This is a genomic window from Segatella copri (assembly GCF_024330485.1).
Lineage (GTDB): Bacteria > Bacteroidota > Bacteroidia > Bacteroidales > Bacteroidaceae > Prevotella > Prevotella copri_L.
In genome coordinates, this window is the sequence record NZ_JANDWX010000002.1 from 151,241 (window position 1) to 177,465 (window position 26,225).

12 protein-coding genes are annotated in these 26,225 nt (G+C 46.3%); all 12 read left to right on the forward strand.

The genetic code is table 11. From position 1 onward, the window contains the following. Nucleotides 1-149: 149 nt before the first annotated feature. The 12 genes from NNC77_RS03175 (at nucleotide 150) to NNC77_RS03230 (ending at nucleotide 25,976) form a co-directional block, all read left to right on the forward strand. Nucleotides 150-2,285 carry a glycoside hydrolase family 97 protein gene (locus NNC77_RS03175; protein ID WP_254969812.1) on the forward strand — a complete coding sequence of 712 codons (2,136 nt, stop codon included), beginning with the start codon at nucleotides 150-152 and terminating at the stop codon, nucleotides 2,283-2,285. Nucleotides 2,286-2,416: 131 nt separating this feature from the next. Next, nucleotides 2,417-4,369 carry a type I pullulanase gene (gene pulA / locus NNC77_RS03180; RefSeq protein WP_254969811.1) on the forward strand — a complete coding sequence of 651 codons (1,953 nt, stop codon included), beginning with the start codon at nucleotides 2,417-2,419 and terminating at the stop codon, nucleotides 4,367-4,369. A gap of 24 nt (nucleotides 4,370-4,393) precedes the next feature. After that, entirely contained in the window at nucleotides 4,394-6,319 is a 1,926-nt protein-coding gene (locus NNC77_RS03185) for a glycoside hydrolase family 13 protein (protein WP_254969810.1), read from the forward strand. 145 nt (nucleotides 6,320-6,464) lie between these two features. Next, complete coding sequence (locus NNC77_RS03190; RefSeq protein WP_117587261.1) at nucleotides 6,465-6,650, forward strand: DUF6722 family protein; 186 nt, start codon at nucleotides 6,465-6,467, stop codon at nucleotides 6,648-6,650. Nucleotides 6,651-6,869: 219 nt separating this feature from the next. Continuing rightward, nucleotides 6,870-9,863, forward strand: coding sequence for a two-component regulator propeller domain-containing protein (locus tag NNC77_RS03195; RefSeq protein ID WP_254969809.1), 2,994 nt, complete (start codon nucleotides 6,870-6,872; stop codon nucleotides 9,861-9,863). A gap of 306 nt (nucleotides 9,864-10,169) precedes the next feature. Continuing rightward, a complete protein-coding gene (locus NNC77_RS03200; RefSeq protein ID WP_254969808.1) occupies nucleotides 10,170-12,062 on the forward strand; it encodes a hypothetical protein in 1,893 nt (630 codons plus the stop codon). 20 nt (nucleotides 12,063-12,082) lie between these two features. After that, nucleotides 12,083-15,172, forward strand: coding sequence for a SusC/RagA family TonB-linked outer membrane protein (locus NNC77_RS03205; RefSeq protein ID WP_233338453.1), 3,090 nt, complete (start codon nucleotides 12,083-12,085; stop codon nucleotides 15,170-15,172). A gap of 27 nt (nucleotides 15,173-15,199) precedes the next feature. After that, entirely contained in the window at nucleotides 15,200-16,996 is a 1,797-nt protein-coding gene (locus tag NNC77_RS03210; protein ID WP_117695559.1) for a RagB/SusD family nutrient uptake outer membrane protein, read from the forward strand. A gap of 21 nt (nucleotides 16,997-17,017) precedes the next feature. Then, the gene (locus NNC77_RS03215; protein ID WP_181992403.1) at nucleotides 17,018-20,269 is read left to right on the forward strand and encodes a SusC/RagA family TonB-linked outer membrane protein; all 3,252 of its coding nucleotides are present in this window, start codon (nucleotides 17,018-17,020) and stop codon (nucleotides 20,267-20,269) included. Between the two features lie 21 nt (nucleotides 20,270-20,290). After that, on the forward strand, nucleotides 20,291-22,117 hold the full coding sequence (locus NNC77_RS03220; protein WP_117695560.1) for a RagB/SusD family nutrient uptake outer membrane protein: 1,827 nt from the start codon (nucleotides 20,291-20,293) through the stop codon (nucleotides 22,115-22,117). 101 nt (nucleotides 22,118-22,218) lie between these two features. Further along, nucleotides 22,219-24,903 (forward strand): lipocalin-like domain-containing protein, encoded by a 2,685-nt coding sequence (locus NNC77_RS03225; RefSeq protein ID WP_254969804.1) that lies wholly within the window; start codon nucleotides 22,219-22,221, stop codon nucleotides 24,901-24,903. A gap of 101 nt (nucleotides 24,904-25,004) precedes the next feature. Next, the gene (locus NNC77_RS03230; RefSeq protein WP_118151839.1) at nucleotides 25,005-25,976 is read left to right on the forward strand and encodes a family 43 glycosylhydrolase; all 972 of its coding nucleotides are present in this window, start codon (nucleotides 25,005-25,007) and stop codon (nucleotides 25,974-25,976) included. The last annotated feature ends 249 nt before the right edge of the window (nucleotides 25,977-26,225 follow it).

Genomic DNA, 26,225 nt, shown 5'->3' on the forward strand with positions numbered 1-26,225 from the left:
TTGCACGCTCATTTGCAGAAAAATACCCTCCCAAAACGTGGAGGGTATTTTTGTTTTTTGTATCTTTGCACTATCTTAAGAATAAACAGATAATGATTGAGATAAACTAACGAAGATTCAAAAACAAGAATAAACAACGACTGAACAGTATGAAAAAACTGAATGTATTAGTGATGGGCCTCTTGCTTCCTATGTTGGCAGCAGCCCAGACCGTTAAATCACCTAACGGCAATGTCTCGGTAACTTTCTCTTTGACCGAAAAGGGACAGCCTACCTATGAGATGAGCTATAAGGGAAAGACTGTATGTAAGCCATCCCACTTAGGATTGGAGTTGGCGAAGGATAAGCATGCCTCTAAGGGTATGGAGGAAACCAGCCTGATGGATGGTTTTACTGAAACTGGCAGCAAGACATCGACTTTCGACGAAACCTGGAAGCCGGTATGGGGTGAAACCGCTACCATCCGCAATAACTATAACGAGATGGAGGTAAACCTGAACCAGGCTGCTTCTAAGCGTAATATCACCATCCGTTTCCGTGTATATGATTATGGTATGGGCTTGCGCTATGAGTTCCCACAGCAGGAAAGTCTGAACTATTTCGTCATCCAGGAGGAGCATACCCAGTTTGCCATGGCAGGCAATCATACCGCTTACTGGATTCCTGGTGATTATGATACACAGGAGTATGACTACAATATTACTCCGTTGACAGGTATCCGTCCAATTATTGCGAAAAACCGTGAAGCTTACAAGAGCAATTCCTCTACCACCGTCTTCTCTGATACCGGTGTTCAGACCTCTCTCCAGATGAAGACCCAGGATGGACTCTATATCAATATCCACGAGGCTGCCTGCCTGGATTATCCTACCATGCATCTCAATCTGGATGAGAAAACATTGACCTTCGAGTCTTGGCTTACTCCTGATGCCGTAGGCAGAAAGGGATTCATCCAGACACCATTCAATACCCCTTGGCGTACCGTAATGGTAAGTGATGATGCACGTGATATGCTTTCATGCAAGTTGACCTTGAATCTCAACGAGCCTTGCAAGATTAAGGATACATCCTGGATTCATCCTACCAAGTACTGCGGTGTATGGTGGAACATGATTGTAGGCACCAAGACCTGGAGCTATACCAACGATCTGCCATCTGTGCGTCTCGGTGTAACCGATTACAGCAAGTGCAAGCCTAACGGTACTCATGGTGCAACCAACGAGGAAGTAAAGCGCTACATCGACTTTGCAGCCAAGAACGGTTTGCAGGAGGTGCTGGTAGAAGGCTGGAACGAAGGTTGGGAAGACTGGTTCGGTCATCAGAAACTCGATGTCTTCGACTTCGTGACTCCATATCCTGACTTTGATATCAAGATGCTCAACGAATATGCTCACTCTAAGGGCGTGAAACTGATGATGCACCACGAGACTTCTGCTGCCGCTCTCAACTACGAGCGCCACCTGGAAGATGCCTTCAACCTGATGAACAAATATGGTTATGATGCCGTGAAGACCGGTTATGTAGGAGATATCATTCCAAGAGGTGAGTATCACTACAGCCAGTTGATGAATAATCACTACCAGCGTGTCATCGAAACCGCTGCCAAGCATCATATCATGGTGAATGCCCACGAGGCAACCCGTCCTACAGGTATCTGCCGCACCTGGCCTAACCTGGTTGGCAACGAGAGTGCACGTGGTACAGAATACGAGTCATTTGGCGGTAATTCGACTTATCACACCGTGATGTTGCCATTCACCCGTTTGCAGGGTGGTCCGATGGATTATACTCCTGGTATCTTTGAGACCAAGCTTTCAGAGTGGAGCAACAACCAGAGCTATGTTCATACCACACTCTGTGGTCAGCTTTCGCTCTATCTCGTGATGTACAGTCCTTTGCAGATGGCTGCCGATCTTCCAGAGCATTATGAGAAGTATGACGATGCCTTCCAGTTCATCCGCGACGTAGCTTGCGACTGGGACGACTCCAAGTATCTGGAGGCAGAGCCAGCCAAATATATCACCGTAGCCCGCAAGGCTAAGGGTACCGACAACTGGTTTGTAGGCGGTAAGACTGATGCAGCCCGCACAGCCGTAGTAAAACTCGACTTCCTGGATAAGGGCAAGAAGTATGCTTGCGCTATTTATCAGGACGGCAAGAATGCTGACTACGAGAAGAACCCTAAATCTTACAAGATTGTTCACAAGACAGTGAAGAAGGGTGATGTTTTGAAGATTAACGAAGCACGTGGTGGTGGTTTCGCCATCTCTTTGCTCGCTAAATAAGCCTATAATTTCCGTATTTCCGTCCAACTGTCCGGTTGGTCGGAAATACGCTAAAAATGAGCGTAGATAATCTGTCACAGTTTTCTTCGCTCAGTTCGCTTTAATGTCCTGTATAACAATAACTTAACAATATGAATATCCAAAAACTAATAATTGCAGCATTGACAGCAACCGTTTTACCAACTTCATTGAATGCCCAGCAGACATTCAATGAGATGATGTATTCCAAGGAGAAAACCATGTTTATCCTGAATGCTCCAACAGCCCAAAAGTCTTCTGTAACCCTCCGTCTTTATAAGCAAGGACAGGGAGGAAAGGCTTATAAAACGCTGAAAATGAAGAAGTTGGGTGATGAACGCTGGGAGGCTACCGTAAAGGGCGACCTCAAGGGAAAGTTCTATACCTTTGATATTGGCAAGGGTGAAACACCAGGTACATTTGCCAAAGCTGTAGGTGTGAACGGAAACCGTGGCGCCATTGTAGATTTGTATGATACTGATCCATCTGGATGGGATAAGGACGTGCGTCCTGCCCTGAAATCGCCAGCCGATCTCGTTGTCTACGAGCTTCACGTGCGTGATTTCTCCATTTCTCCTACATCCGGCTTGAAATATAAGGGCAAGTATCTCGCCCTCACCGAGCCAAAGGCCATCGAATATCTCAAGAATCTGGGCATCAACGCCATCCACTTCCAGCCTGTATTCGATTTCGCTTCTATAGATGAGACCCGACTCGACAAACCACAGTTCAACTGGGGTTATGATCCGAAGAACTATAATGTGCCGGAAGGCAGTTACGCTACCGACCCTTATTCTCCAGCAACCCGCATCAAGGAGTTCAAGGAGATGGTGATGGCGCTGCATAAGGCAGGCATCCGAGTGATTTTCGATGCCGTATATAACCATACTTTCGATATCAACGGCAGCAATTTCCAGCGTACCTATCCTGATTATTATTATCGTAAGACCAAGGATGGTAAGTATTCTGACGGTTCTGGCTGTGGCAACGAGACTGCTTCAGAGAAGCCTCTCATGCGCCAGTTTATGCTGGAGAGCGTGAAATACTGGATAGACGAATATCATATCGATGGTTTCCGTTTCGACCTGATGGGCGTTCATGACATCGAAACCATGCAGGCTATCCGTGAGATGGTAAACCGCATCGATCCTAGCATCTATATTTATGGTGAGGGATGGAGTGCAGGCAGCTGTGCTTATCCTACCGAGAAACTGGCGGTGAAGGCGAATACCCAGCAGCTCAAGGGCATCGGTGCTTTCAGCGATGATATGCGCGATGCGCTCCGGGGTCCTTTCTCTGATGACCATCAGGGTGCGCTCCTGGCTGGTCTTACAGGTCAGGAGGAGAGCCTGAAGTTCGGTATTGTGGGTGGCATTGCTCATCCGCAGGTGGATATGAACAAGGTAAACTATGACAAGAAGCCTTGGACCAACAATCCTACCGAGCAGATTAGTTATGTAAGCTGCCATGACGATATGTGTCTGGTAGATCGTCTGAAGGCAAGCATCGCATCTCTTACCGACAAGAATATCCCAGAAGCAATACGTACTGCCGAGTTGCTCCGCATCGATAAGCTTGCGCAGACCTGCGTCTTCACTTCCCAGGGTGTTCCTTTCATCCTTGCCGGCGAAGAGATGCTCCGCGACAAGAAGGGAGTACACAATAGCTATAATTCTCCTGACAGCATCAACCAGTTTACCTGGACCAATCTGCAGAAGTATCCTCAGGCGTTTGCTTATTACAAGAGTCTGATCCAGCTCCGCAAGAATCATCCAGCCTTCCGTCTTTCAACAGGCGATAAGGTACGTCAGCATCTGGAGTTCCTGCCTTGTCAGCAGACTTGCCTCGTAGGTTTCCAACTCAAGAATCTGGAGGGCATTGATGCCTGGAAGAACATCATCGTGATCTATAACTTCAATAAGGAGGCAAAGAAGATGCAGATTCCTGAGGGTAATTATACTGTGGCTTGCTGCAACGGTGTGATTAACGAGGAAGGCTTAGGCTTTGTTTCGGGAAAGGATGTTGAGGTTGCCCCTCAGTCAGCCCTGATACTTTATCAGAAATAGTTTATATATATAATAAGGTGTAATATGAAAAAGATAATAGCTTCATTATTGCTTATGGGTAGCGCAATAAGTATGAACGCGGCAGTTAACGTAAGCCGCATTGAACCTACCGACTGGTATGTGGGCATGAAAGATGCTTCACTCCAGCTGATGGTGTATGGCAAGGATATCAAGAATGCCGATGTAACGGTAAACTATCCGGGTGTGAAGGTAGACAGCATCGCCCGCCTTGATTCTCCTAATTATCTCCTGGTTTATCTTAACCTCGATGGGGCAAAGGCTGGTGAGATGACCCTCAACTTCAAGCAGGGCAAACAGTCGAAGAAGGTAAAGTATGTGTTGAAAGACCGTGAGATGGCGGGCGATAAGCGCATCGGTTTCTCTAACGAGGATGTGCTCTATATGCTGATGCCAGACCGTTTTGCCAACGGCAATCTGAAGAATGATGCCTTTAAGACGATGCGTGATAAGACCTGCAACCGTGCAGAGCCTAGTCTGCGACATGGTGGCGACCTGGAGGGAATCCGCCAGCACTTGGATTATTTTAACCAGTTGGGTGTAACCGCTCTGTGGTTTACCCCTGTTTTGGAGAACGACAGTCCAAGCAATGGCAAGAACAGCAGTTATCATGGTTATGCTACCACCAATTATTATCGTGTAGACCCACGTTTCGGAACCAATGCCGATTATAAGCAGCTGATAGATGAGGCTCACAAGAAAGGTTTGAAGATTGTGATGGATATGATTTTCAACCATTGCGGCTTCGAGCATCCTTGGGTTGCTGATATGCCTTCAAAGGACTGGTTTAATAAACCAGAATGGCTGGCTCCTGAAAATCAGACTGCCGAGCATCAGAAGAACATCGGCACGGTGGATGGCGCTGCTAAGGTGAACGATAAGTATCTGCAGACCAGTTATAAGCTGACTCCTGTACTCGATCCATATGCCAGCAAGGTTGATCTCACAGAAACCGTAGACGGCTGGTTTGTTCCAACCATGCCTGACCTCAACCAGCGTAACCCACACGTTATCAAGTATCTGATTCAGAACAGCGAGTGGTGGATAGAGAGTGCAGGTATCGACGGCATCCGTATGGATACCTATCCTTATGCCGACCGCGATGCGATGGCACACTGGATGAAGGTGCTAGGCGAGGAGTATCCTCACTTCAATACCGTAGGCGAGACTTGGGTAACCGAACCTGCCTATACTGCAGCCTGGCAGAAGGACAGCAAACTTTCTGAGAAGAACAGCTATCTGCCAACCGTTATGGATTTCGCTTTCTTCGACCGCATCAACAGTGCAAAGAAAGAGGAGACCGATGACTGGTGGAACGGCATGAACCGTCTCTACAATGTATTCTGCTATGATTATCTCTATCCTAATCCAAAGAGCGTAATGGCATTCATCGAGAATCATGATACCGACCGCTTCCTGGGTGAAGGCAAGGATACCCTGGCTTTGAAGCAGGCGCTGTCATTGCTTCTGACCATCAACCGCACTCCTCAGCTCTATTATGGTACAGAGGTGCTGATGAACGGTACCAAGAGTGTAACCGATGGCAATGTACGCAAGGACTTCCCTGGCGGTTGGGCTGGTGATAAGCACAATGCTTTTACTGCAGAGGGTAGAACACAGGCAGAAAACCAGATGTTCAACTGGCTCAGCAACCTGTTGCACTGGCGCCAGGGCAATGAAGTGATTACTAAGGGCAAGCAGACCCAGTTCTGTCCTCAGAAGGGTGTTTACGTAATTGCCCGCCAGTATAAGGGTAAGAATGTGATGACGGTTATCAACGGCAAGAACGAGGCAAACGAACTGAATGTTTCCCGTTATGCAGAGATTATCGGTTCTCATGACAAGGCCACGGATATTACAAACGGTCGCACCGTTCTTATCAACAAGAACGTAAAACTCCGTCCTCGCCAGAGCATGATTCTTGAGTTCTAAAGACTTAGTATCAGTCACTTGATACTTTCATATCTCAGCAGGCTAACGCAGTTATCAGTGTTAGCCTGCTTTTTTTCATAAAAATATTCTTTCGTTTCAATTATTCTTTGTAAATTTGCAGCAGAGTTAACGAAATAGCTTTAGAATGATAGAAGAATTAGGCAAATGGCTGTTAGATATAGCAAAATATATTGTTACAGCTTATGTTTTAGTGAGAATGTTTGGTAATGATGATGGTTCGATTTGGACTTTAATAGGAGCAGTCTTTTTTGCAGCTCTTACGTTTGGGACAGGGTTATATCTTATCAGACGAAGTGAAAATAAAAAATAAGAAAGGTAAATAATATGGATTACGGATTATTAGGAATGTACTTGTTCCTTTCAGTTATAGCTATAGGCTCATTGGTTTATGTGAAGATAGAGGATCACAAAGAACAAAAAAAACAATAGCTATGAATTGGAATCTTTTTAGTATGTATATCGCTCTTGCTTTGTTAGGAGTTGGTATGGTCATCTATGCAAAAATAGAAGACAGGAAGAAAGGAAAATAATGATTAGAAGATACATTCTAACCTTTATAGCAGCATTGATCGTTACCTTGAGCAGTTGGGCGCAAGGTGGGCTGCCTAGTCGCTATAATGTAAGCTATCTCAATATGGCTGCAGGTATGCCGAATAATTTTGCTGATGATATCTTTCAGGATTCCTACGGCTTCGTATGGATCAGTACGCATGGTGGTGGACTGGTACGCTACGATGGTTTCAATTTCATGAACTTCGGTTTGGGGTCTGTAGGAATCAGTCTGCGAAGCAACAGCTGCCGTAATGTCTGCGAAGATCCGTTCAAGCGCCTTTGGGTGGCTTTCGAAGAAGGTCCGCAGGTGCTCGACCTCAATACCATGCAGCCTGTTGTTCCACCTTGTGAGAACAGCCAGGTAGAGGCACAACTCAACAACGTATTCAAGAACCTTTGCACCCGAATATATTGTGATGCAAAGGGCAATATATGGATGCTGTCTGTCAATCAGCTTACCCGTTTCGGTTTTAACGAAAAGGGCGAGGTGAACAGCGTCTTGTCCACATCCTATCCTTATAATGCTCCCGACCTCGGAATCTGTGATGTCTATCGCAGAGGAACAGTTGTATTATGCAACAATGGAGTGGTGAGCGAGTTTTCTGTGAAGAACAATCAGCTTGTGGCAAAGAACATCTCATCCCTGTTCCCTCCGCTCGAAGGTCGGTATGGGGGGGCGCTTATTTATTATCATGGTAAGATATGGATGGGTACGAATCGCGGATTGTTTAATAGTGGCAAGCAGGAATTCCATTGCTCTGCTACCGACCATTCGCTCCAGCACGAAGTAGTGACGAGCCTTGCCGTTTCTCCAGATGACAAACTTCTGGTAGGAACGCTCTGTGGCGTAGATATCTTCAATGATAAGACCGGAGAGATAGAACATTGGAACACTGCTACGGCTGTGAATCCGCTGAGCAGCAACTTTATCAACAGTCTTTTCTCAAAGAACGGACAGATATGGGTAGGCTCTGAGACGGGTGGTGTTATCAAACTGGCTCCACGTCAGCTGGATTTGGAATTCTACCGTCACGACCCCGCCAACCCGGGCAGTATCTCTCCCAACGCCGTCAATTCCATGTATGCGGCAGCCGACGGAACCCTGTGGGTAGGAACCGTAGAGGGAGGTCTCAATGCCTTGACTCCAGGCAGCATGAACTTTGTTCATTATACGGTGGCAAATTCCGGTTTGCCGCATAATACCGTCTCGGTTCTTGCAGCTGATAACCGCAATCAACTCTGGATTGGTACCTGGGGAAGGGGTTTTGCGGTGATGAATCTCAGTCAGCCGGGCAAGATTATTCCTCTGGTGGTTGATGCTAAGCATCAGCATTTACTCAACTTTGCCGGTGCTTTGGCTTACGATCCTATCAATGATGGTATGTGGCTTGGCACCAATGACGGTCTCTTCTTCTATGATATGAAGCGCCGCCAACTCATTGAACCTTTCAGGGGATGCCAGAATGTGCGCGGCTGCATTGGCTCTCTGATAACCCGAAAGGGCAAACTCCTGATGGGTTGTGTGCGGGGAATGGTAGAGGTCGACCTCAAGTCGCGTGCTCATGGCAAGGGCGATTTCGCTGTGACGTATCATCAGTATAAACTCGACAATCCGAAGAGTGGAGTTTTCGATAAGATATTGTCTTTCTGCCAGGCTAAGGATGGAAAGATATGGATGGGCAGTAACGGCTACGGTCTGTATTGCTATACCAGCGATAAAAACGGAAAGACTCAAGTGAAGTCGTATACCACCAATAACGGACTTGCCAACAATATCGTGAAGGGTATTGTAGAGGATAACCAGGGTATGTTGTGGATTGCTACCGATAACGGACTCTCTATCTTCAATCCGAAGACCGAGGCATTCTGCAGTTTCTCCCGTGAAGACGGTCTGATCAGTTCGCAGTTCTATTTCAATGGAGCCATCCGCAATGCCAAGGGCGAGATATTCCTGGGCACCGATACGGGTATGATGGCTGTAAAGGGCATAAACCGTTCTGTGCATCAGACGGGTAAGTTGTGCTTTACCGAACTTCTGGTAGATAACCAGCCTGTCTTTGCCGGCAGTGATTATTTGGAAGAAGACATTTCTATTGCCAGAAAGTTGCGTATCCATGAGAGTGATAAGTCGTTCACCCTCTTTTTCTCAGCGCTCAATTATGGCTGCGAGACACAGGGCGTGTACCTTTATCGCATGAAGGGATACGAGAATGAGTGGGTTCAACTCAAGGCTGGTCAGCATAGTGTGCGTTATTCCACTCTGCCAGCTGGAGACTATAAGTTTGAGGTGAAATATATCCCATCTATCAATTCCGACAAGGAGCAGGTGATCTCTGTAGAAGTTCAGATTACTCCTTATTTCTGGAAGAGCTGGTGGTTTGTTACCCTTATTATAATAGGTATCATCGCCTTGCTCCAATATGCTTATGTGCGCCGTCTCAACAAGATGCGCGAAGAGGAAGTTGAGGCTTTGTACCGTCCTATCGAGGCTGCGATGAAGGAAAGTGATGAACCTGAAAAGCTGCAGAGTCGCATCCAGATGATTCTGCAGAACCAGAAGCGTTATCAGGACAGTCAGATAAAGAGCATTGAGGCTGACAGGAAGATGGTAGAGGAGACTATGCGTCCATTCATGGAAGAAGTGATGGATGTGATGGAGAAGAATTACGATAATTCGGAGTTTGGTGTACAGGAACTGGCAGATGCCTTGGGTATATCCCGCAGTGTACTGAGCAAGAATCTCTCCAAGGAGACAGGCTTGCCAACAGCCCAGTTTATCCGCAACTACCGTCTCGACATCTCGCGCAAGATGATGGCTGATAAAACTTCCAACCGAAATATCACGGAGATAGCCTACCGTGTAGGCTTCAACGATCCGAAGTATTTCACCCGTTGCTTCACCAGGCAGTTTGGCATCTCGCCGACTGCATATAAGGATCAGTTGGATTCTCAGGGTTCAGATATGGCATAGTTCTCCTTGGATTCTTCGGAGAAATAATGTTCCTGGATGTGATAATTTGTTAAGTAAATAAAATAAAACCGAGGGGTTGCTTGATATAAGTCAAGTAACCCCTTGTTTTGTATGTGTGGGTACACAACTGGTGGATAAGCACGTAATATCCTTAAAAATCCACTGTTTATGCGTTTTGTCCACCTATAAAACCCATTTGTCCACCCTATATAATCCGATTAATTGTACTTTTGCCACTGAAAAAGGATTTAAGAATTTTAAATAACCTATTTGAATAGTAAACAAACAACCTAAAGGCGTTAAGTTATGAAGTTAAGAAAAACTTTACTTTCGTTTGCTTGTGCTATCATGGTGGCATTAAGTTTCACTGCTTGTGGTGATGACTGGGGCCGACAGGATGATCCTGCTGGCGTACAGATTTACCCATCTAAGACAACAGTGTCAACTTATGACTTTGAGTATTCAGAAGAGAAACCTGAGTATTCTGACATGATAAGTCACGATGAGTCATGTGAGGTGACCAATGATGAGACCCTCGCAAGTAATGTATTGCACATCAATGGTAAGGGTGGTGCCAAGATTGCCAATCCTTTCAATGGTGTGAAGTTGCAAAATGGTGCTGCCATCACTTTCGCTGTAAAGATTGATGCAGCCGTAGCTGAGGACGGAACAGTCGCTGATGTTGACTTGACACGACCTCTTATCTCATTTGGTTCAGATGAGAAGGATCTAGCTGGTAATGATATCAGTGCTCACTTCTATATCACTGCCAATGGTCAGGTGGTTTACAACAAGCCTACCCAGTTGCAGAGTTTGAACCTGAATGAGAATGATCCTGCTTCTGTGAAGACAGGTATTCTCTCTCCTAATGAGTGGCATTTCGTAGCCCTTCAGCTTTCTACTGAAGGTTACCAGCTCTACGTAGATGGCAAGAAGAGCCTTTCCGGTTATCAGACATCATCAAGTGCTACCTCTTTCAAGTACAAGACTTTGGTTGATTCCATCAACTCTTTACCTTATATATATATAGGTGGAGACAGCAAGTTGACATCCGAAGAGACCAACACCGTATCTATTGACAATGTTACCCTGATCCGTAACATGATGGAAGAGAAGGATTGGAACAAGACCATTGGTGGTAATGGAGGTAGCGGTTTCATTTGGAAAGAACAAGAATCTATCGGTAATGAAGATTTTAGTTCCGGATTCTTTGATCCTAAAACTCCAAATATTCAAATGAAAGGTAATGGTACTGTTCATTACCGTTTTACTTGCAATAATAATGCTGCAAAAAATTATGAAACATGGGTTCTTGCCATAACAAATGGTGTAGCTTTTGGCGATAATGGATATATTGAATATGAGATATGTCGTGGTGATGCTTGGAGTTGGGGTTCACTCCTCGATGGCGATGCTCAAGGCGTTTCTGCAAGTTATAATTGGGATTCATGGATTGCTGATATGAAGGGAGCAACAGTAGACCTTTATGTTACTCGTACTGGTAAAATGTTCCATGTTGAACAATATGTGACAACTGCAAGTGGTTCTAAACTACCAGTTTGTACATTTGATACTCAAAAGGAAGCTCCTACAGAAGAATGGGGTACTTTTGTAACTCTAGAAAAGTCATTCTTGACATTTGAAAAGGCCGAGACTTATACATCTGTTAATTATAAAGATGGTGCATATACAATCGGTTCTGATGATAATTCTTCAGCATTCTTTGATAAGAAATCTGAAATGTATGACCTTTCTGCAGAGCGTTCACGTTTGACAATTCAATTTGTCAATACAACTGCAGGTGGAGCGAATTGGGAAAATTATGTAGTTGCATTCACAAACACTCCTTTTGGTGAGGCTGGATATTTAGAGTATGCAGTTTGTAGAGCAGATGCTTGGACATGGGGAGCTAATATACCAACGAAAGGAGATAATGTAACAGCTACCTACAATTGGGATACTTGGAAGACAGATATTAATGGTGCTACTGTTACTCTTGATTTCAAACGTGTTGGTGATAGAGTTGATATGACAGCTGATGTTGTGACAGCTCAGGGAGAGTCTTTGCCTCAGATGTCTTTCTTTGTTGATGGACTTGAGGGTAAACCGCTTTATGTCTTCTTGACAAATGAAAAGTCTTATCAAGTTATCAAGCAGGTTAGAACATATCCATGGTTCAATACTAACTTTGCAGAATAATAACATAAATAGAATAAACAATGAACAATAACATATTGCATAAGTTATTCTTGACCCTGACACTGGTGCTCCTTACTTTAGGAGCATCAGCACAGGTTACCGTATCGGGTAATGTGTCAGATGAATCGGGTGAGCCTATCATCGGTGCTACTGTTATGGAAGCATTGACAACCAATGGTGTTGTTACTGATTTCGACGGTAACTTCAAGATTCAGGTGAAGAACGAGAACGCTACTTTGAAGATTTCTTATATCGGTATGGTTGCTCAGAACATCCGTGTAGGCAATCAGCGTAATATCAAGGTGGTTCTCAAGGACGAAAGTCAGAAAATCAATGAGGTCGTAGTCGTTGGTTACGGTCATCAGAAGAAAGAGAGTGTCGTAGGTGCAATCTCTCAGGTTAGTTCAGACGACCTCTTGAATACTCCTACTGCCAACGTAACACAGGCTATTGCCGGTAAGATTCCTGGTGTCGTAACAACCCAGGTATCTGGTGCTCCTGGTGCCGATGACGCTACCATCAACATCCGTGGTCGTGCAACCTTCGCTGGCGATGGTGCTCCATTGGTAATGGTAGATGGTGTAGAACGTGCTTTCTCTCAGGTAGCTCCTGATGATATCGAGAGCATCTCTGTATTGAAGGATGCTTCTGCTACAGCCGTTTATGGTGTGCGTGGTGCGAATGGTGTCATCCTCGTTACTACCAAGCGTGGTAAGGATATGAAGCCAGAGGTTAGCTTGACAAGCAACTTCATGTGGGGTACTCCAACCCGTAAGCCTCACTATCTGAACTCTTATGACTCTGTAACTCTCCTTGAGGAGGCTCTGAAGAACGATGGTCTTCCATCACAGTATTCGGCTTCTGACATCGAGATGTACCGCAAGAGCTGTGCCGGCGAATTGACAGGTGCTGATGCGCTTCTCTATCCTAATGTAGACTGGTATGATGAGGTGCTCAACAACTGGGCTCCTTCTCAGCGCTATAATGTAAGTGTACGTGGTGGTACGAAGCGTATGCGCTACTATGTCTCTGGTGAAATCTACAACCAGGGTTCTTTGATTAAGAACCTCAGCCAGGATACCTACGGTAACTCTTCAAGCCCAGGCTACAACCGTTACGCTTTCCGTGCCAACATGGACTTCTTCCTCTCTAAGGATTTGACATTCAGCGTAAACTTCGGTACTCGTTTCGAGAACCGTCATGGTTCAAACACTAACGAGAGTTCTACCAACTATGATATCTTCGCACGTATCAACCATACTCCAGGTTGGATCTTCCCTGTATCTTATGAGGTACAGAATGGTGAGACAACCAAGACTCTCTATGGTGGTACAGCCGTATATCAGGACAACGTAGTGGCTGCCCTTGCCAAGGGTGGATACTATCGCGGAACCAATACCATCAATGAGACCAACTTCATTGCTGATTACAAGATGGACTGGTTGACTCCTGGTCTTTCTGCCCGCGGTATGGTTTCGTTCGACTACGACTCATATTACAAGAAGACATTCGGAGCTGCTTTTGCAACTTACGAATTGAACGACCGTAACAACTTTACCAGTGCAGATGCTTATACCAAATATAATGTAGACGGCGACCTGGCTTACTCTAAGGGCTCTTCTACTACTTACAAGCTCTATATGGAGGGTCAGATCAACTACGCCCGCAAGTTTGGTAAGCACGATGTTACCGGTATGGTACTTTACAACCAGAATGACTATCGTTACAACTCAGACCTGGCTAAGCGCTATCAGGGTCTCGTAGGTCGTGTAACTTACGGTTATGATGACAAGTATTTGGCTGAGGTTAACGTTGGTTACAACGGATCAGAGAACTTCCTCAAGGGCAAACGCTTCGGTTTCTTCCCAGCATTCTCACTCGGTTGGCGTGTAACTCAGGAAGAGTTTATGAAGCCAACAGAAAACTGGTTGAACAACCTGAAGATCCGTGCATCTTACGGTGAGGTTGGTAACGACGTATATACCGTAGGTGGTGTGGCTCAGCGCTTCCTCTATGAGGAGAAGTGGAACCAGATTTCCAACGATTACTACTTCGGTAATACTGGTAAAACCGGTATTTTCGAGAGCCAGTATCCTAACTATGGTGTAACATGGGAGCGTGCCAAGAAGTTCAACGTAGGTCTTGAGTTCGGCTTGTTCAACGGTATGCTGACTGGTAACTTCGACTACTTCGTTGAGAACCGTAACGATATCCTGACCGAGTACTTGAGCCGTCCACAGTGGGTAGGTGTAACCATGGCAGCCGGAAACCTCGGTAAGACCCAGAACAAGGGTTACGAGTTGGAACTCCATCACTTCAATCACATCGGCAAGGACTTCACCTATAATATCGGTGCAACCTTCTCTCATGCAGCCAACAAGATCAAGAATATGGATGAGCCTGCTTACAAGACCGCTTACCGCAAGCGCGAAGGTCACCCAATCAACCAGTACTTCGGTCTGGTATGCGAGGGCTTCGTAACACAGACCGACTTGGATAATCCTAACTTCCCTGTATCAACCTACGGAAACGTAAAGGTTGGTGACCTGAAGTACAAGGATATGAATAACGATGGCTTCATCGATGACCGTGATGAGACATTCATCGGCTACAGCGATATTCCAGAGAACACATACGCTCTGACACTCGGCGCCAACTATAAGGGCATCGGTTTCGAAGTAATGTTCCAGGGTGTAGATCATGTATCCCGTTACTACGACAGCGATGCGATGTTCGCCTTCCAAAACAACGGTAAGGTAAAGGATATCCACCTGAACCGCTGGAACCCTGCAAAGAGCGAGGCAGAGAACCTGGCTACTGCTACCTATCCATTGCTCCATTACGGAAGCAACGGTGACCACAACCAGCGCCAGAACTCATTCTTCCTGAAGAACGGTTCATTCGTCCGTCTGAAGAACATCGAGTTGAGCTATACATTCCCTAAGGAGTTGATTAAGCATGTCGGTATGAGCAATGTCCGCTTCTACATCAATGCCAACAACCTCTTTACATGGGATCATCTCGACGACTTGGTTGACCCGGAGAGTAACGGTTCAAACCGTTATCCACTCTTGAAGACCGTCAACGTAGGTTTCAATGTCGTATTCTAATTCAAGAACATTCAAAAAGAATCGAAAATGAAGAAATATAGTATATTTGCTTTGGCGCTCGTTATGGGAGCAATGACGCTCACCTCTTGCGAAGACGCCTTTGGCAATTTCCTCGACAAGCAGCCAAGCAATGAGTTGACAAAAGCTGAGGTGTTGGGTAACTTCACTCTGTTGGAAGAGAACCACAATGATACTTACAACTTCCTGCTTCACGGTGCCAACCGCGTGAACAACTCATGGATGGATGCTGCTACCGATCTGGCTGAGTCAAGTATTGGTACATCAGGTACACGTACCACATTCAACATCGGTAACTATTATGGTGGTGGCGGTGCAGCAGAGCTGACTTCTCCTTGGGAGAGCCGCTATCGTGGTATCCGCAAGTGCAATATCACCATCAACACATTGGAGCAGGACACTGAGAACAAGCTTCGCCCTGCAGATGTTGACGTAGAACTTTACAATTCACGTAAGGCAAACTATATTGCAGAGGCCCGTTTCCTCCGTGCCTATTTCTACTGGGAACTGTTCCTCCGCTATGGTCCGGTGCCATTGGTTACAACCGAGCTCGACCCTAACGGTGACCTGATGACAGGTTATACAGAGCGCCCTGACCTCAAGACCTTCATGGATTATCTCTTCAAGGAGGTGAAGGAATGCGAGAGCAGTTTGAAGACTTACGCAGAGACCAGCGATGCTACCTATGCAGGTGAGGTAAACCAGCCTACAGCACGTGCCCTCTATGTTCGCATGATGCTCTACATGGCAAGTCCACGCTACTCAGCACAGAGCGGTGTTACCTGGCAGCAGGCTGCAGACGCAGCTGCGGGCTTCATCGCTGACTATGGTGAGAACTATAAGTTGGAAGATCGTACCAATGGTGGTGTAGCAGCCTACAACAATGCCTGGTTGCTCAACACTTATACCGACAAGAACCCTGAGGTTATCTTCTTCCGCAACGATGTAGCTATCGGTTGGAGCGGTATTTCTACCGATACTCCTGTAGGTGAAGGTGGACAGGGTGGTCTTTGCCCAAGCCAGAACCTCGTAGATATGTATGATATGGAAGATGGTTCAGCTCCTTTCAAGCAGTATGATGCAACAGGTGCTCCGGTTTATGTAAACGGCAAGCCTGTCATCAACGAAGAGAGCGGTTATACAGAGCAGAAGATGTGGAAGAACCGTGATCCACGCCTCGCAGCTACCATTCTTTACAATGGTTGTGAGTGGGGTCAGGCTACCAGCACCAAGACCAATGTCATTGATGTGGTTTATGGTCATCGCGATAATCCTATCGGTAACCAGAATGCTACTCCAACAGGTTACTATGTACGCAAGTATATTCCTGAGACCATCCTGAGCAGTAACCACAGCGGTACAGCCAAGCGCCTCTGGAAGATCTTTACCTATAGCGAACTGCTTCTGAACTATGCTGAGGCATTGAACGAGGCTGACTATGCAGGCAACAAGACACAGGTTTGCAACCTGCTCGACCAGATTCGTCATCGTGGCGGTATCATCGGTAATGTAGCCGATCGTGCAGACTTGAATTCCCAGACAGCTATGCGCAATTTCATCCACAAGGAGCGTACCATCGAACTTGCTTTCGAGGAGCACCGCTGGTGGGATGTACGTCGCTGGAACGTAGCAGGCGATGCGCTCGGCCGTGATATCTACGGTGTAAACGTGGCAGCAGATGGCACCATTACCCGTAAGGTAGCCCAGAAGCGCAAGTGGCAAGACAAGTTCTACCTCTATCCAATCCCAGAGGCTGAGGTTTGGAAGATTGGTCAGGACTTCCAGAACGATGGTTGGAAAGAATAACTCTTTTAATGATAGAATCGTATGAATAATATTCAGAATATATATAATAAGGTATCTTCATCAAGCAAAGTCTTGATGCTGAGTGCACTTCTCTGTGCTTCAAGCTCAGTCTTGGCACAGGAGCAGGTGCTCAAAGGCCGAATCGTCAACAGCCAGGGTGAACCAATCCCTGGAGCTGTTGTCAACGTGGCAGAGGAAAGCCGCATTGCCCTGACCGACAAGGATGGTTACTTTACATTGAAGAAGGTAACTCCTAGCGATGAAATCTGCGTTAGTAGCGTAGGTTACAAGAATGCTCAGGAGAAGGTGACCACTTTTGACGGCACATACGTCATCAAGATGGAAGATGATGCTGACGAGTATGAGCATCTCGCTCCTGTTCCTTTCGGCGAGCAGAAAAAGAAAATCTTGACAGATTCCCGTTCGGTTGTTTCAGGCGAGGAATTGCAGAAGCATCCTGTTACTATTCTTCAGAATGCCTTCACCTCAACACTGAATGGTGTGCAGACCTACGAGTGGTCTTCTGAGCCAGGATGGTCGGAGAGTTTCCTCTTTATCCGTGGTATCCGTACCACCAACCAGAGTGCCCGTTCTCCACTGATCATCGTGGATAACGTAGAGCGTGACCTCTCCTTCCTCGATGCTTATCCTATCGAGAGCATCACCGTATTGAAGGATGCTGCCGCTTCTTCTATCTATGGTATGCGTGGTGCCAATGGTGTGATTATGGTTACTACCAAGCGCGGTAATGCCGGTAAGACTAAGATTGATTTCACTCAGGAAGTCGGTTTCCAGACCCTCGCCAACAAGATGGAGGTTCAGAACTCTTACAACATGGCGATGACCCGTAACCAGGTACGCTATCTGAGCGGTATGGATCCGATGTACACCCAGGAGCAGCTCGACAACTACAAGTATGTATGCAATGGTGGAAAGTTTGCTGACGATGATATCCGCAAGTATCAGTACTTCAATACATCTTGGGCAGACCAGTTGTATCGTGAAGCTGCACCGCAGTATCGCACCAACCTGCAGATTAGTGGCGGTAACCAGCGTGCCCGCTACTATGTAAGCTTCTCTTACCTGCGCCAGGAGGGTATGTGGAATACCGAGGGTACTGAAATGAATGATGGTTACAGCACTCAGCACGTACTGAACCGCTGGAATCTCCGTTCTAACATCGATATCGATGTATCCAAGTATCTGAATGTATCTCTCGACTTGGGTGGACGTATTGATAACATCTCTCAGCCTACTGAGGGCGTGTTCAACCTCGTTACCTTCGGTGTAATCGAGGCAAACCCTATGGCTCCTACCCATAACCCTGACGGAAGTATCTATTCTTCATCTACAGCCAACAACCCAGTACGTTACCTGGGTGGTTCCGGTTTGGAGAAGAACCGTCGCCGTAACTTGTATTCTACCTTGAATGCCAAGTACGATTTGAGTCCTGTATTGAAGGGCTTAGGCTTGTTCGGTACAGTCAGCTTCGATGCATACGAGACTTTCGAGTCAACACAGACTGCTCAGATGGATTCATGGAACTACGACTACGATAACCTGGCGGTTACCGATGTCAGCCAGTTCAAGTATACCAAATATACAACCAAGGCAGCTTTGAGCAACCCATCAGCTAATCAGCGTGGTTACTACTACAACCTGAATCTGTTTGGTGGTGTAAGTTATAAGAACAGTTTCGGTAAGCACAATGTAGATGCCCGTGCCTTTGCCCGTTACTACCGTAATGAGGAAGCAGGTTCAGATTACTCTACCCAGCAGAGTGCATCTTCAAACCGTTATCTGGCATACAACTTCCAGGGAACATACGACTATGCCAACAAGTATATTGCCTCAGTCAACCTCTCTCGTATGGGATGTGATAACTTCTCACCAGACGACCGTTGGGGAACCTTCTGGGGGGCATCAGCAGGATGGGTACTCTCTGAGGAATCCTGGATGAAGAAACTTGGCTTTGTCAATCTTCTCAAGCTCCGTGCTTCTTATGGTGAAGCTGGTCAGTCTTCTACTGGTGCAGGCCGTTACCCATATCAGAGTATCTATGGTTCAGCTACCGGTTACGGTTTCGGTTATAACGGAACTTTTGTGAATGGCTATGCTGAGAGCAAGACCGGTAATGCCAACAGTAAGTGGGAAATCTCCAAGATGGTAAACCTCGGTGTTGACTGGAACCTCTGGAACAGCAAACTCTATGGTAGCTTCGATGTCTTCAAGGAGTGGCGTTCTAACATCCTGGTATCCCGTTCAACCGTGCCAGAAACCATACTTGGTGTGCCTGTAGCACAGGATTCATATGGTAAGGTTGAAAGCCGCGGTTACGAACTCGTTCTCGGACATCGTGGCAATATCGGCAAGGACTTCAAGTACTTCATCGAGGGGCAGCTTACCTTCAATACCAACAAGATTACCGATATCGATGAAACTGCACCAGATGTAGAATGGCAGCGCAAGGCAGGTCATAGAATCTATGACAACACTTCGGTAGCCGAACTCTATGAGCAGGCTCAGACAGGTACCAACCGTGTGGGTGGATGGAACATCTATAAGTTCGACCAGTGGGCTTCAGATCCTAACCTGATTGCAACCTCTCAGCAGGATGCCATCGACCATCCGGAAAAGTATCCATACAACAGCTTCTCTAATGGAGCACAGCAGTTGGGTACAGCAGTCTTCAAGGATATCAATGGTGACCGCGTGATCGACTCAAAGGATATGGTGCCAGATTCATACACCATCATTCCTGAGATGATTCCAACCTTCAACTTCGGTTTCGAGTATAAGGGCTTCGATGCCCGCATGATTGTGAATGCTTATCTCCGTCGCTCTGTATTCCTTTCACCGGCTATCAGCTACAGTGGTTGGAGTAACATGGGTACCCATGAGGTAACAAAGGCTTGGGGTTACTATACTGATGACCCTTCTGATCCTCGCAACGTGAATGCTACTTATCCACGTCCTGTTTATAATGGATTCGATGCAGTTGATTCAGACCGTGCTACAGGTTCTTACCAGAACAACATTTGGGTACGCAATGGTAACTTCTGGTCTATCCGTAATATTGAGGTAGGATACTCTTTGCCTGCTAAGTTGATTTCTAAGTTGTGGATGACTAAGTGCCGCGTTTACTTCAGCGCTTACAATATTGCTACCTTCAGCAGTCTGCCAGATGATGTAGACCCAGAGAAGCCATTGAGCTACTGCTGGTGGTATCCAAAGACAAAGTCATTTACATTTGGTATTAACATTGGTTTCTAATCAATTTTATCAAAAACGAATATGAAAAAGATATTAGTTAATATATCATTGGCGATGCTGGCTGTAGGAGGTATGACCTCCTGCAGCGACATCCTCGATAAGGAAGTCGACTTGACTTATACCGACGAGAACATCTACAGCAACTACGACCGTACCCGTGGTGTCTTGGCAAATGCCTATACCTATTTGCCTGATGCCTTTGCGGGATATACTGATGGTCAGTTCCGTGCAGCTTCTCGTGACTGTATGACCGATAATGCCCTTTCTTACTGGAATGTGCATTACTATCACAGTGTATTGAACGATTCATACGATGCCAAGAACCACTGGTTTGCCAATAGTTATTGGAGCAACGATCTGAAGGGCATCCGTGTCTGCAACGACTTCATTTCAAAGGCACGTGAGAGCGTAATCGGAAATGCAGAGAAGAGCGGTGACGACAACAAACTCTGCGACCGTTACAAGGCAGAGGCGCGTTTCATCCGTGCCATCCTTCATTTCGATATGATTGGCTATTTCGGTGCAGTGCCTATCGAGGATCATGTGTTGGATAATGCAGAGGCTGCTTCTATTGCCCGTACTCCAGCTCCTGAAGCATTGAAATGGGTAGCTGATGAATGCGATGCCATCATCCAGAGCGGTGCGCTCCCATTCCGTTACAGCAATGAAAATGAGAACTGGGGACGTATCAATGGTGCTGCTGTCTATGCATTGAAGTCAAGAGCATTGCTCTATCGTGCTTCTGCACTGAACAATCCTACAAATGATGTTACCTGGTGGCAGGAAGCTGCTGATGCAGCCCTCGCTTTCATCAATGCCAACAAGAGTTCTGCCAACCCTTATCGTCTGTACACTACAAGCGATAACAACCCTAACAAGAACTATTATGAGTGCTTCACCAGTACCCCTCACCTGAACCCTGAGTATATCCTCAGCCGCAGTGAGTGGAATACACGAGAAATTGAGATGTTCAACACTCCTTGTGGTTTCTCCGGTAATGTGAACTCTACCGGTCGCGTAAACCCTACACAGAATCTGGTTGATTCTTACGAGACCATCAATGGTCTTCCTATCGATCAGGATCCTTCTTACAACGACCAGGATCCATACAAGAACCGTGACCCACGTCTGGAGCAGACCATCTTCCACCAGGGAAGTATCTGGGGAGACAAGAGCCAGGACGAGGAGCGTGCAGTGGATGTATCTGTAGGTGGCAAAGACTATCAGGATCTTCATGGTGGTACCACTACCGGCTACTACTCTAAGAAGTTCGTTCACAATATGAGCTTCAAGAACCCTACCACATACGTTACCGCTTGCCCTATCTTCCGCTATGCGGAGATTCTGCTCAATGCTGCTGAGGCTTTGAACGAGGCAAAGGGTCCTGAGGCTGCCTACGACTATGTAAACCAGGTTCGTGCCCGTGTGGGTATGCCTGCTTACAAGGGTATGACCAAGGAACAGCTTCGTGAGCGTATCCGCAACGAGCGCCGCATCGAGTTGGCTTTCGAGGATCACCGTTTCTTCGATGAGCGCCGCTGGAAATTGTTTGATGGCAAGAGTGCTGCTACAGAGAAGAGTGAGCCACGCTACAAGCAGGTTTACAACATCTATAGCGTTGTTGTAACTCCTAATGAGAGCCAGGTATATACTTATCGCAACGATAATACCCATCCTACTCGTGCGTTCTCTATTCCTAAGAATTATTACTTCCCAGTGCCTGATGACACTTACAAGAAGAATCCTAACTTAGGACAGAATGCAGGTTGGGAACTCTCTGATGCTCCTAAGAAGGACGACACCACTGAAGGTGGCGAGACTACTGAGGGTGAAACAACCGGTAAGTAATCTTTGTCAATATACATTATATATTTTAGGTGAGGTCTATGGCGAAAACACCATAGACCTTCCTTGGTTTAAAAAAAATCATATCTTAAACTTGAAATCGTATGAAGAAGTTATTACTTTCTATCATGAGTCTGATGGCGATGAACGGAGCTATGGCTCAGACGGCTGTCGGCGATAATGATCTGGCTAATGCATACGCTACCCAAACGATAACAGGGCGCATCGCGGTGCATGACCCTTCTATCGTGATGGATGTTACGGGCTCTACCACCAAACCTAAATATTATATCTACGGTTCACATCTGGGCAGAGCCAAGACTTATGCTTCGGGCAACTATCAGATATGGAACACCTTTAAGACGGGTGAGGAAAATGCCGGAACCAGTAACAGTCTTTTTGCTGACGTGAATGGCAAACTGATTAATTTTAAAGATGCTTACACCACTCACGTCATCAAAAAGGTGAAGAACTATAAGGGCGAGGAAGTGACTTTCGATAACTTCGATGTCCATGGCTGGCAGTTTAAGGGCAATACCGTGAAGGGTATGCAGTGGGCTCCTGATGTCATCTACAACAAGACCATGAAGAAGTGGTGTATGTATATGAGTCTGAATGGTGACCACTGGTGCTCTTCCATTGTCTGCTTCACATCCGATGACCTGGAAGGACCTTGGGTCTATCAGGGACCTGTGGTATTCTCGGGCTTTCAGGGCACATTCGCTCATAATGCCTATGCTGCAGCTGATGACTGGAAGCATACCGACCTGGCTGTAGCTACAGGCGAAACTTCTCTGCCTGCCCGCTATCAGACGGGTGACAGCTGGGGCTCTTTCTGGCCTAACTGTATCGATCCATGCGTATTCTATGATGATGATGATAATCTCTGGATGAGTTATGGTTCATGGTCGGGTGGTATCTTTATGATTATGTTGGATAAGACCAATGGTCTCCGCGACTATACCTATACCTTCCCTTATGAGGTGAATGGCAAGACCACCACTCCGAGTGCAGCCAGTGCCAACTGTACCAGCGACCCTTACTTCGGCAAGAAGATTGCCGGCGGATATTATGTTTCAGGCGAGGCAAGCTATATTCAGAAGGTGGGCAAGTACTACTATCTCTTCATGAGCTATGGCGGCTTGACGGCTGCCGGTGGATATCAGATTCGTGTTTTCCGTTCGGAGAAACCAGACGGACCTTATAAGGACTGTCTTACTTCAACGGGTATTGATGCCATGTATGGCAAGTATATCCTTAACTTCGGTGGCGATGCCAAGCGCGACGAGGGTGTGAAACTCTTCGGCAACTACCAGTGGGAAACCATGCCTACTGCCGAACTGGCTCAGGGACATAACTCTGCCATCGTAGACCATAAGGGACGAGCACTCATCGTTTACCATACCCGCTTCATGAACAGAGATGAGGAGCATGAGGTTCGTGTACATCAGCTCTTCGTTAACCAGGACGGTTGGCTGGTTGCTGCTCCTTACGAGTTTAGCGGCGAGACTTATACTGATAATGATATTGCTACCCAGCAGCTCTATGATGCAACAGAGGTAGAGGGAGATTATCAGATCATAGCTCATCCTTACCGTCAGAATACAGCGGCAATGGCTTATGAGAAGCCTGTTACCATCCATCTCAATGCAGATGGTTCTATCTCGGGTGAGTATACCGGAAAATGGGAACTGGTGAGCGGTACAAGCTACATCAATCTTACCTTGAAGGGTGTTGCAACAGCCAATGCAGAGGTGAAGTTCAAGGGTGTGCTTACCGAGCAGACTATCGATTATACCAATATCAAGGCGCTCTGCTTTACAGCCCTCAGTTCTTCTGATGGTTTGGCTACATCAGGTAGTGCCAGCTTGCAGACTCGCGGTTTGAGTATCTGGGGAAGCAAGGCTGATGCCAAAGCGGCTATTAAATATACATTGGATAAGATCAGCGTTCCTTTCGCAGATGGTGCAACTTTGAATTCAAAGCCAATTCTCCCTACAGAGGGCCATCTTGGTGCTACTGTTTCATGGAAGTCAAGCAATCCTTCTATCCTGACCGATGACGGCGTAGTAAAAGGCAAGGGTAAGGTCACCATGACCATGACTATCAGCAAGGACGGTTATGAATATACTAAGGATTATACCTTGAACATCGATGCAGAGGCTGAGGAAACGACTCCGGTTTACTATCCTGTTTCTGCACAGAAGAATACAACGAATGCCTATGCTACCAACTTGAGCAAGGATTACACCGTGAAGGCTGGCAATAAGGCACAGTTTAAGTTCTATAACTATACTGTGGGTGCAGAGTTTTACAAGAGTTGGGTATTGGGTGTTTCTAACGTAGCTCATGGCGCTGTTGGCTATAAGGAGTATGTTATGTTACGCAATGACAACTTTGAAAATATTGCCTGGAGCAACACAGGATGTGTCAGCGATTACAACTGGGATACATTTGCGAAGGATATGAATGGTTCTTTGGTAGATATGACCGTGGAATATGCAGCTACAGGCGCATTCAAGATGACTGCTGTGATTACCACAACGGATAATAAGGTGTATCATTATTCATATACACAGACCATTGCAGACAAGCCATCTAAGATTAACGTATTCTTTACTGGTGAGAACTCTTACATCGACGGCTCAAGCCTTTCTACAGGCATCTCGAACCCTATCATCATTCAGAAGAAGAATGATGGCAAGTGGTTCAACCTCTCCGGTCAGCAGGTAGACAAAAGCTACAAGGGTGTAGTGATTGTGAACGGAAAGAAATTTGTGAACAAGTAATTCTCTTATATATAATAAGGTGTAATTATATGAAGATTTCTAAAATACTTTTGGGAGCAGCAATGATCATTGCTGCTCCTGTTGTAAAAGGTGGTTGCCAGATGATGGCACAGAATGCTCCGCAGGAACCGATTGTGGTAGATACTCCTTTTGTCCACGACCCCGTAATGGCGTATGAGAATGGCAAGTACTATCTCTACTGCACAGGTCATGGCATCACGCAGATGACTTCAACCGACCGCAAGCATTGGACTATCGTTCCTCAGGGCGTGCTCAAGAACAGAGAGATTCCGGCATGGACGCATGATAGTGTGCCTGGTTTTACCACGCATATCTGGGCTCCGGATGTTATCCGATTCAAGAACAAGTGGTATCTGGCTTATTCCTGTTCCACCTTTGGCAAGAATACTTCTGCCATTGGCTTGCTGAGCAATACTTCCTTATCTGATAAGGATGGATGGAAGGATGAGGGCTGCCTCGTCGCCTCTAAGGGTGATAGAGACAACTGGAATGCCATCGATCCGAATTTCATTGTTGATGAGAAGGGGAACCCTTGGCTTACCTGGGGCTCTTTCTGGGATGGCATCCAGATGATTAAGTTGGATAAGAAGACGATGCATGTCAAGAAGGGCGCCAAGCCTCAGACCATCGCCCGTCGTCATGCCGAGGACGATACTTCTGCAGAGCCGAATCCTACCTCCAAGTTTGCCGGCACCAATGCCATCGAGGCTCCTTTCATCATGAAGCATGGTGATTATTACTATCTCTTCGTGAGCTGGGATTACTGCTGCCGTGGCATCAAGAGCAACTATCGTGTTGCCGTGGGCAGAAGCAAGAAGGTTGCCGGTCCTTATTTGGATAAGGCAGGCAGAGACATGCGCAATGGCGGAGGTACGCTGATTCTGGAAGGCGATAAGAAAGAATATGAGGCGATGGGCCATTGTTCTGCCTATTCCTTCCCCGATGGCGATTTCTTCTTCAGTCATGGTTACAGTGTGCCAAAGAATGGCGCCAGCATCCTGGTTCAGAAGAAAATCAACTGGACGGAAGATGGATGGCTGACGCTGGAATAGCCTCGATTTTTAAAACACGGACAAATTGAATTTGTCCGGTTCTTTTGTCCGGTAGCTTGTAAGTTGTTAAAAATGAGTGATTTATATAGCTGCGGGCAATTTGTCCGGACAAATTCAATTTGTCCGTTTGGGCTCTTCGCAAATTTTGGTGCATAATGCCCAACTGCAGAATTCTTTAAGAAAGTTTTATATAAAATGTTAGCGATTGTCCGACAAAAAATGTAAGTTTATTAGTGTTCAAAAAATAAG

Coding starts and splice junctions, on each gene's coding strand:
- NNC77_RS03175 (WP_254969812.1), top strand. CDS start 150: ATGAAAAAACTGAATGTATTAGTGATGGGCCTCTTGCTTCCTATGTTG.
- pulA (WP_254969811.1), top strand. CDS start 2,417: ATGAATATCCAAAAACTAATAATTGCAGCATTGACAGCAACCGTTTTA.
- NNC77_RS03185 (WP_254969810.1), top strand. CDS start 4,394: ATGAAAAAGATAATAGCTTCATTATTGCTTATGGGTAGCGCAATAAGT.
- NNC77_RS03190 (WP_117587261.1), top strand. CDS start 6,465: ATGATAGAAGAATTAGGCAAATGGCTGTTAGATATAGCAAAATATATT.
- NNC77_RS03195 (WP_254969809.1), top strand. CDS start 6,870: ATGATTAGAAGATACATTCTAACCTTTATAGCAGCATTGATCGTTACC.
- NNC77_RS03200 (WP_254969808.1), top strand. CDS start 10,170: ATGAAGTTAAGAAAAACTTTACTTTCGTTTGCTTGTGCTATCATGGTG.
- NNC77_RS03205 (WP_233338453.1), top strand. CDS start 12,083: ATGAACAATAACATATTGCATAAGTTATTCTTGACCCTGACACTGGTG.
- NNC77_RS03210 (WP_117695559.1), top strand. CDS start 15,200: ATGAAGAAATATAGTATATTTGCTTTGGCGCTCGTTATGGGAGCAATG.
- NNC77_RS03215 (WP_181992403.1), top strand. CDS start 17,018: ATGAATAATATTCAGAATATATATAATAAGGTATCTTCATCAAGCAAA.
- NNC77_RS03220 (WP_117695560.1), top strand. CDS start 20,291: ATGAAAAAGATATTAGTTAATATATCATTGGCGATGCTGGCTGTAGGA.
- NNC77_RS03225 (WP_254969804.1), top strand. CDS start 22,219: ATGAAGAAGTTATTACTTTCTATCATGAGTCTGATGGCGATGAACGGA.
- NNC77_RS03230 (WP_118151839.1), top strand. CDS start 25,005: ATGATGGCACAGAATGCTCCGCAGGAACCGATTGTGGTAGATACTCCT.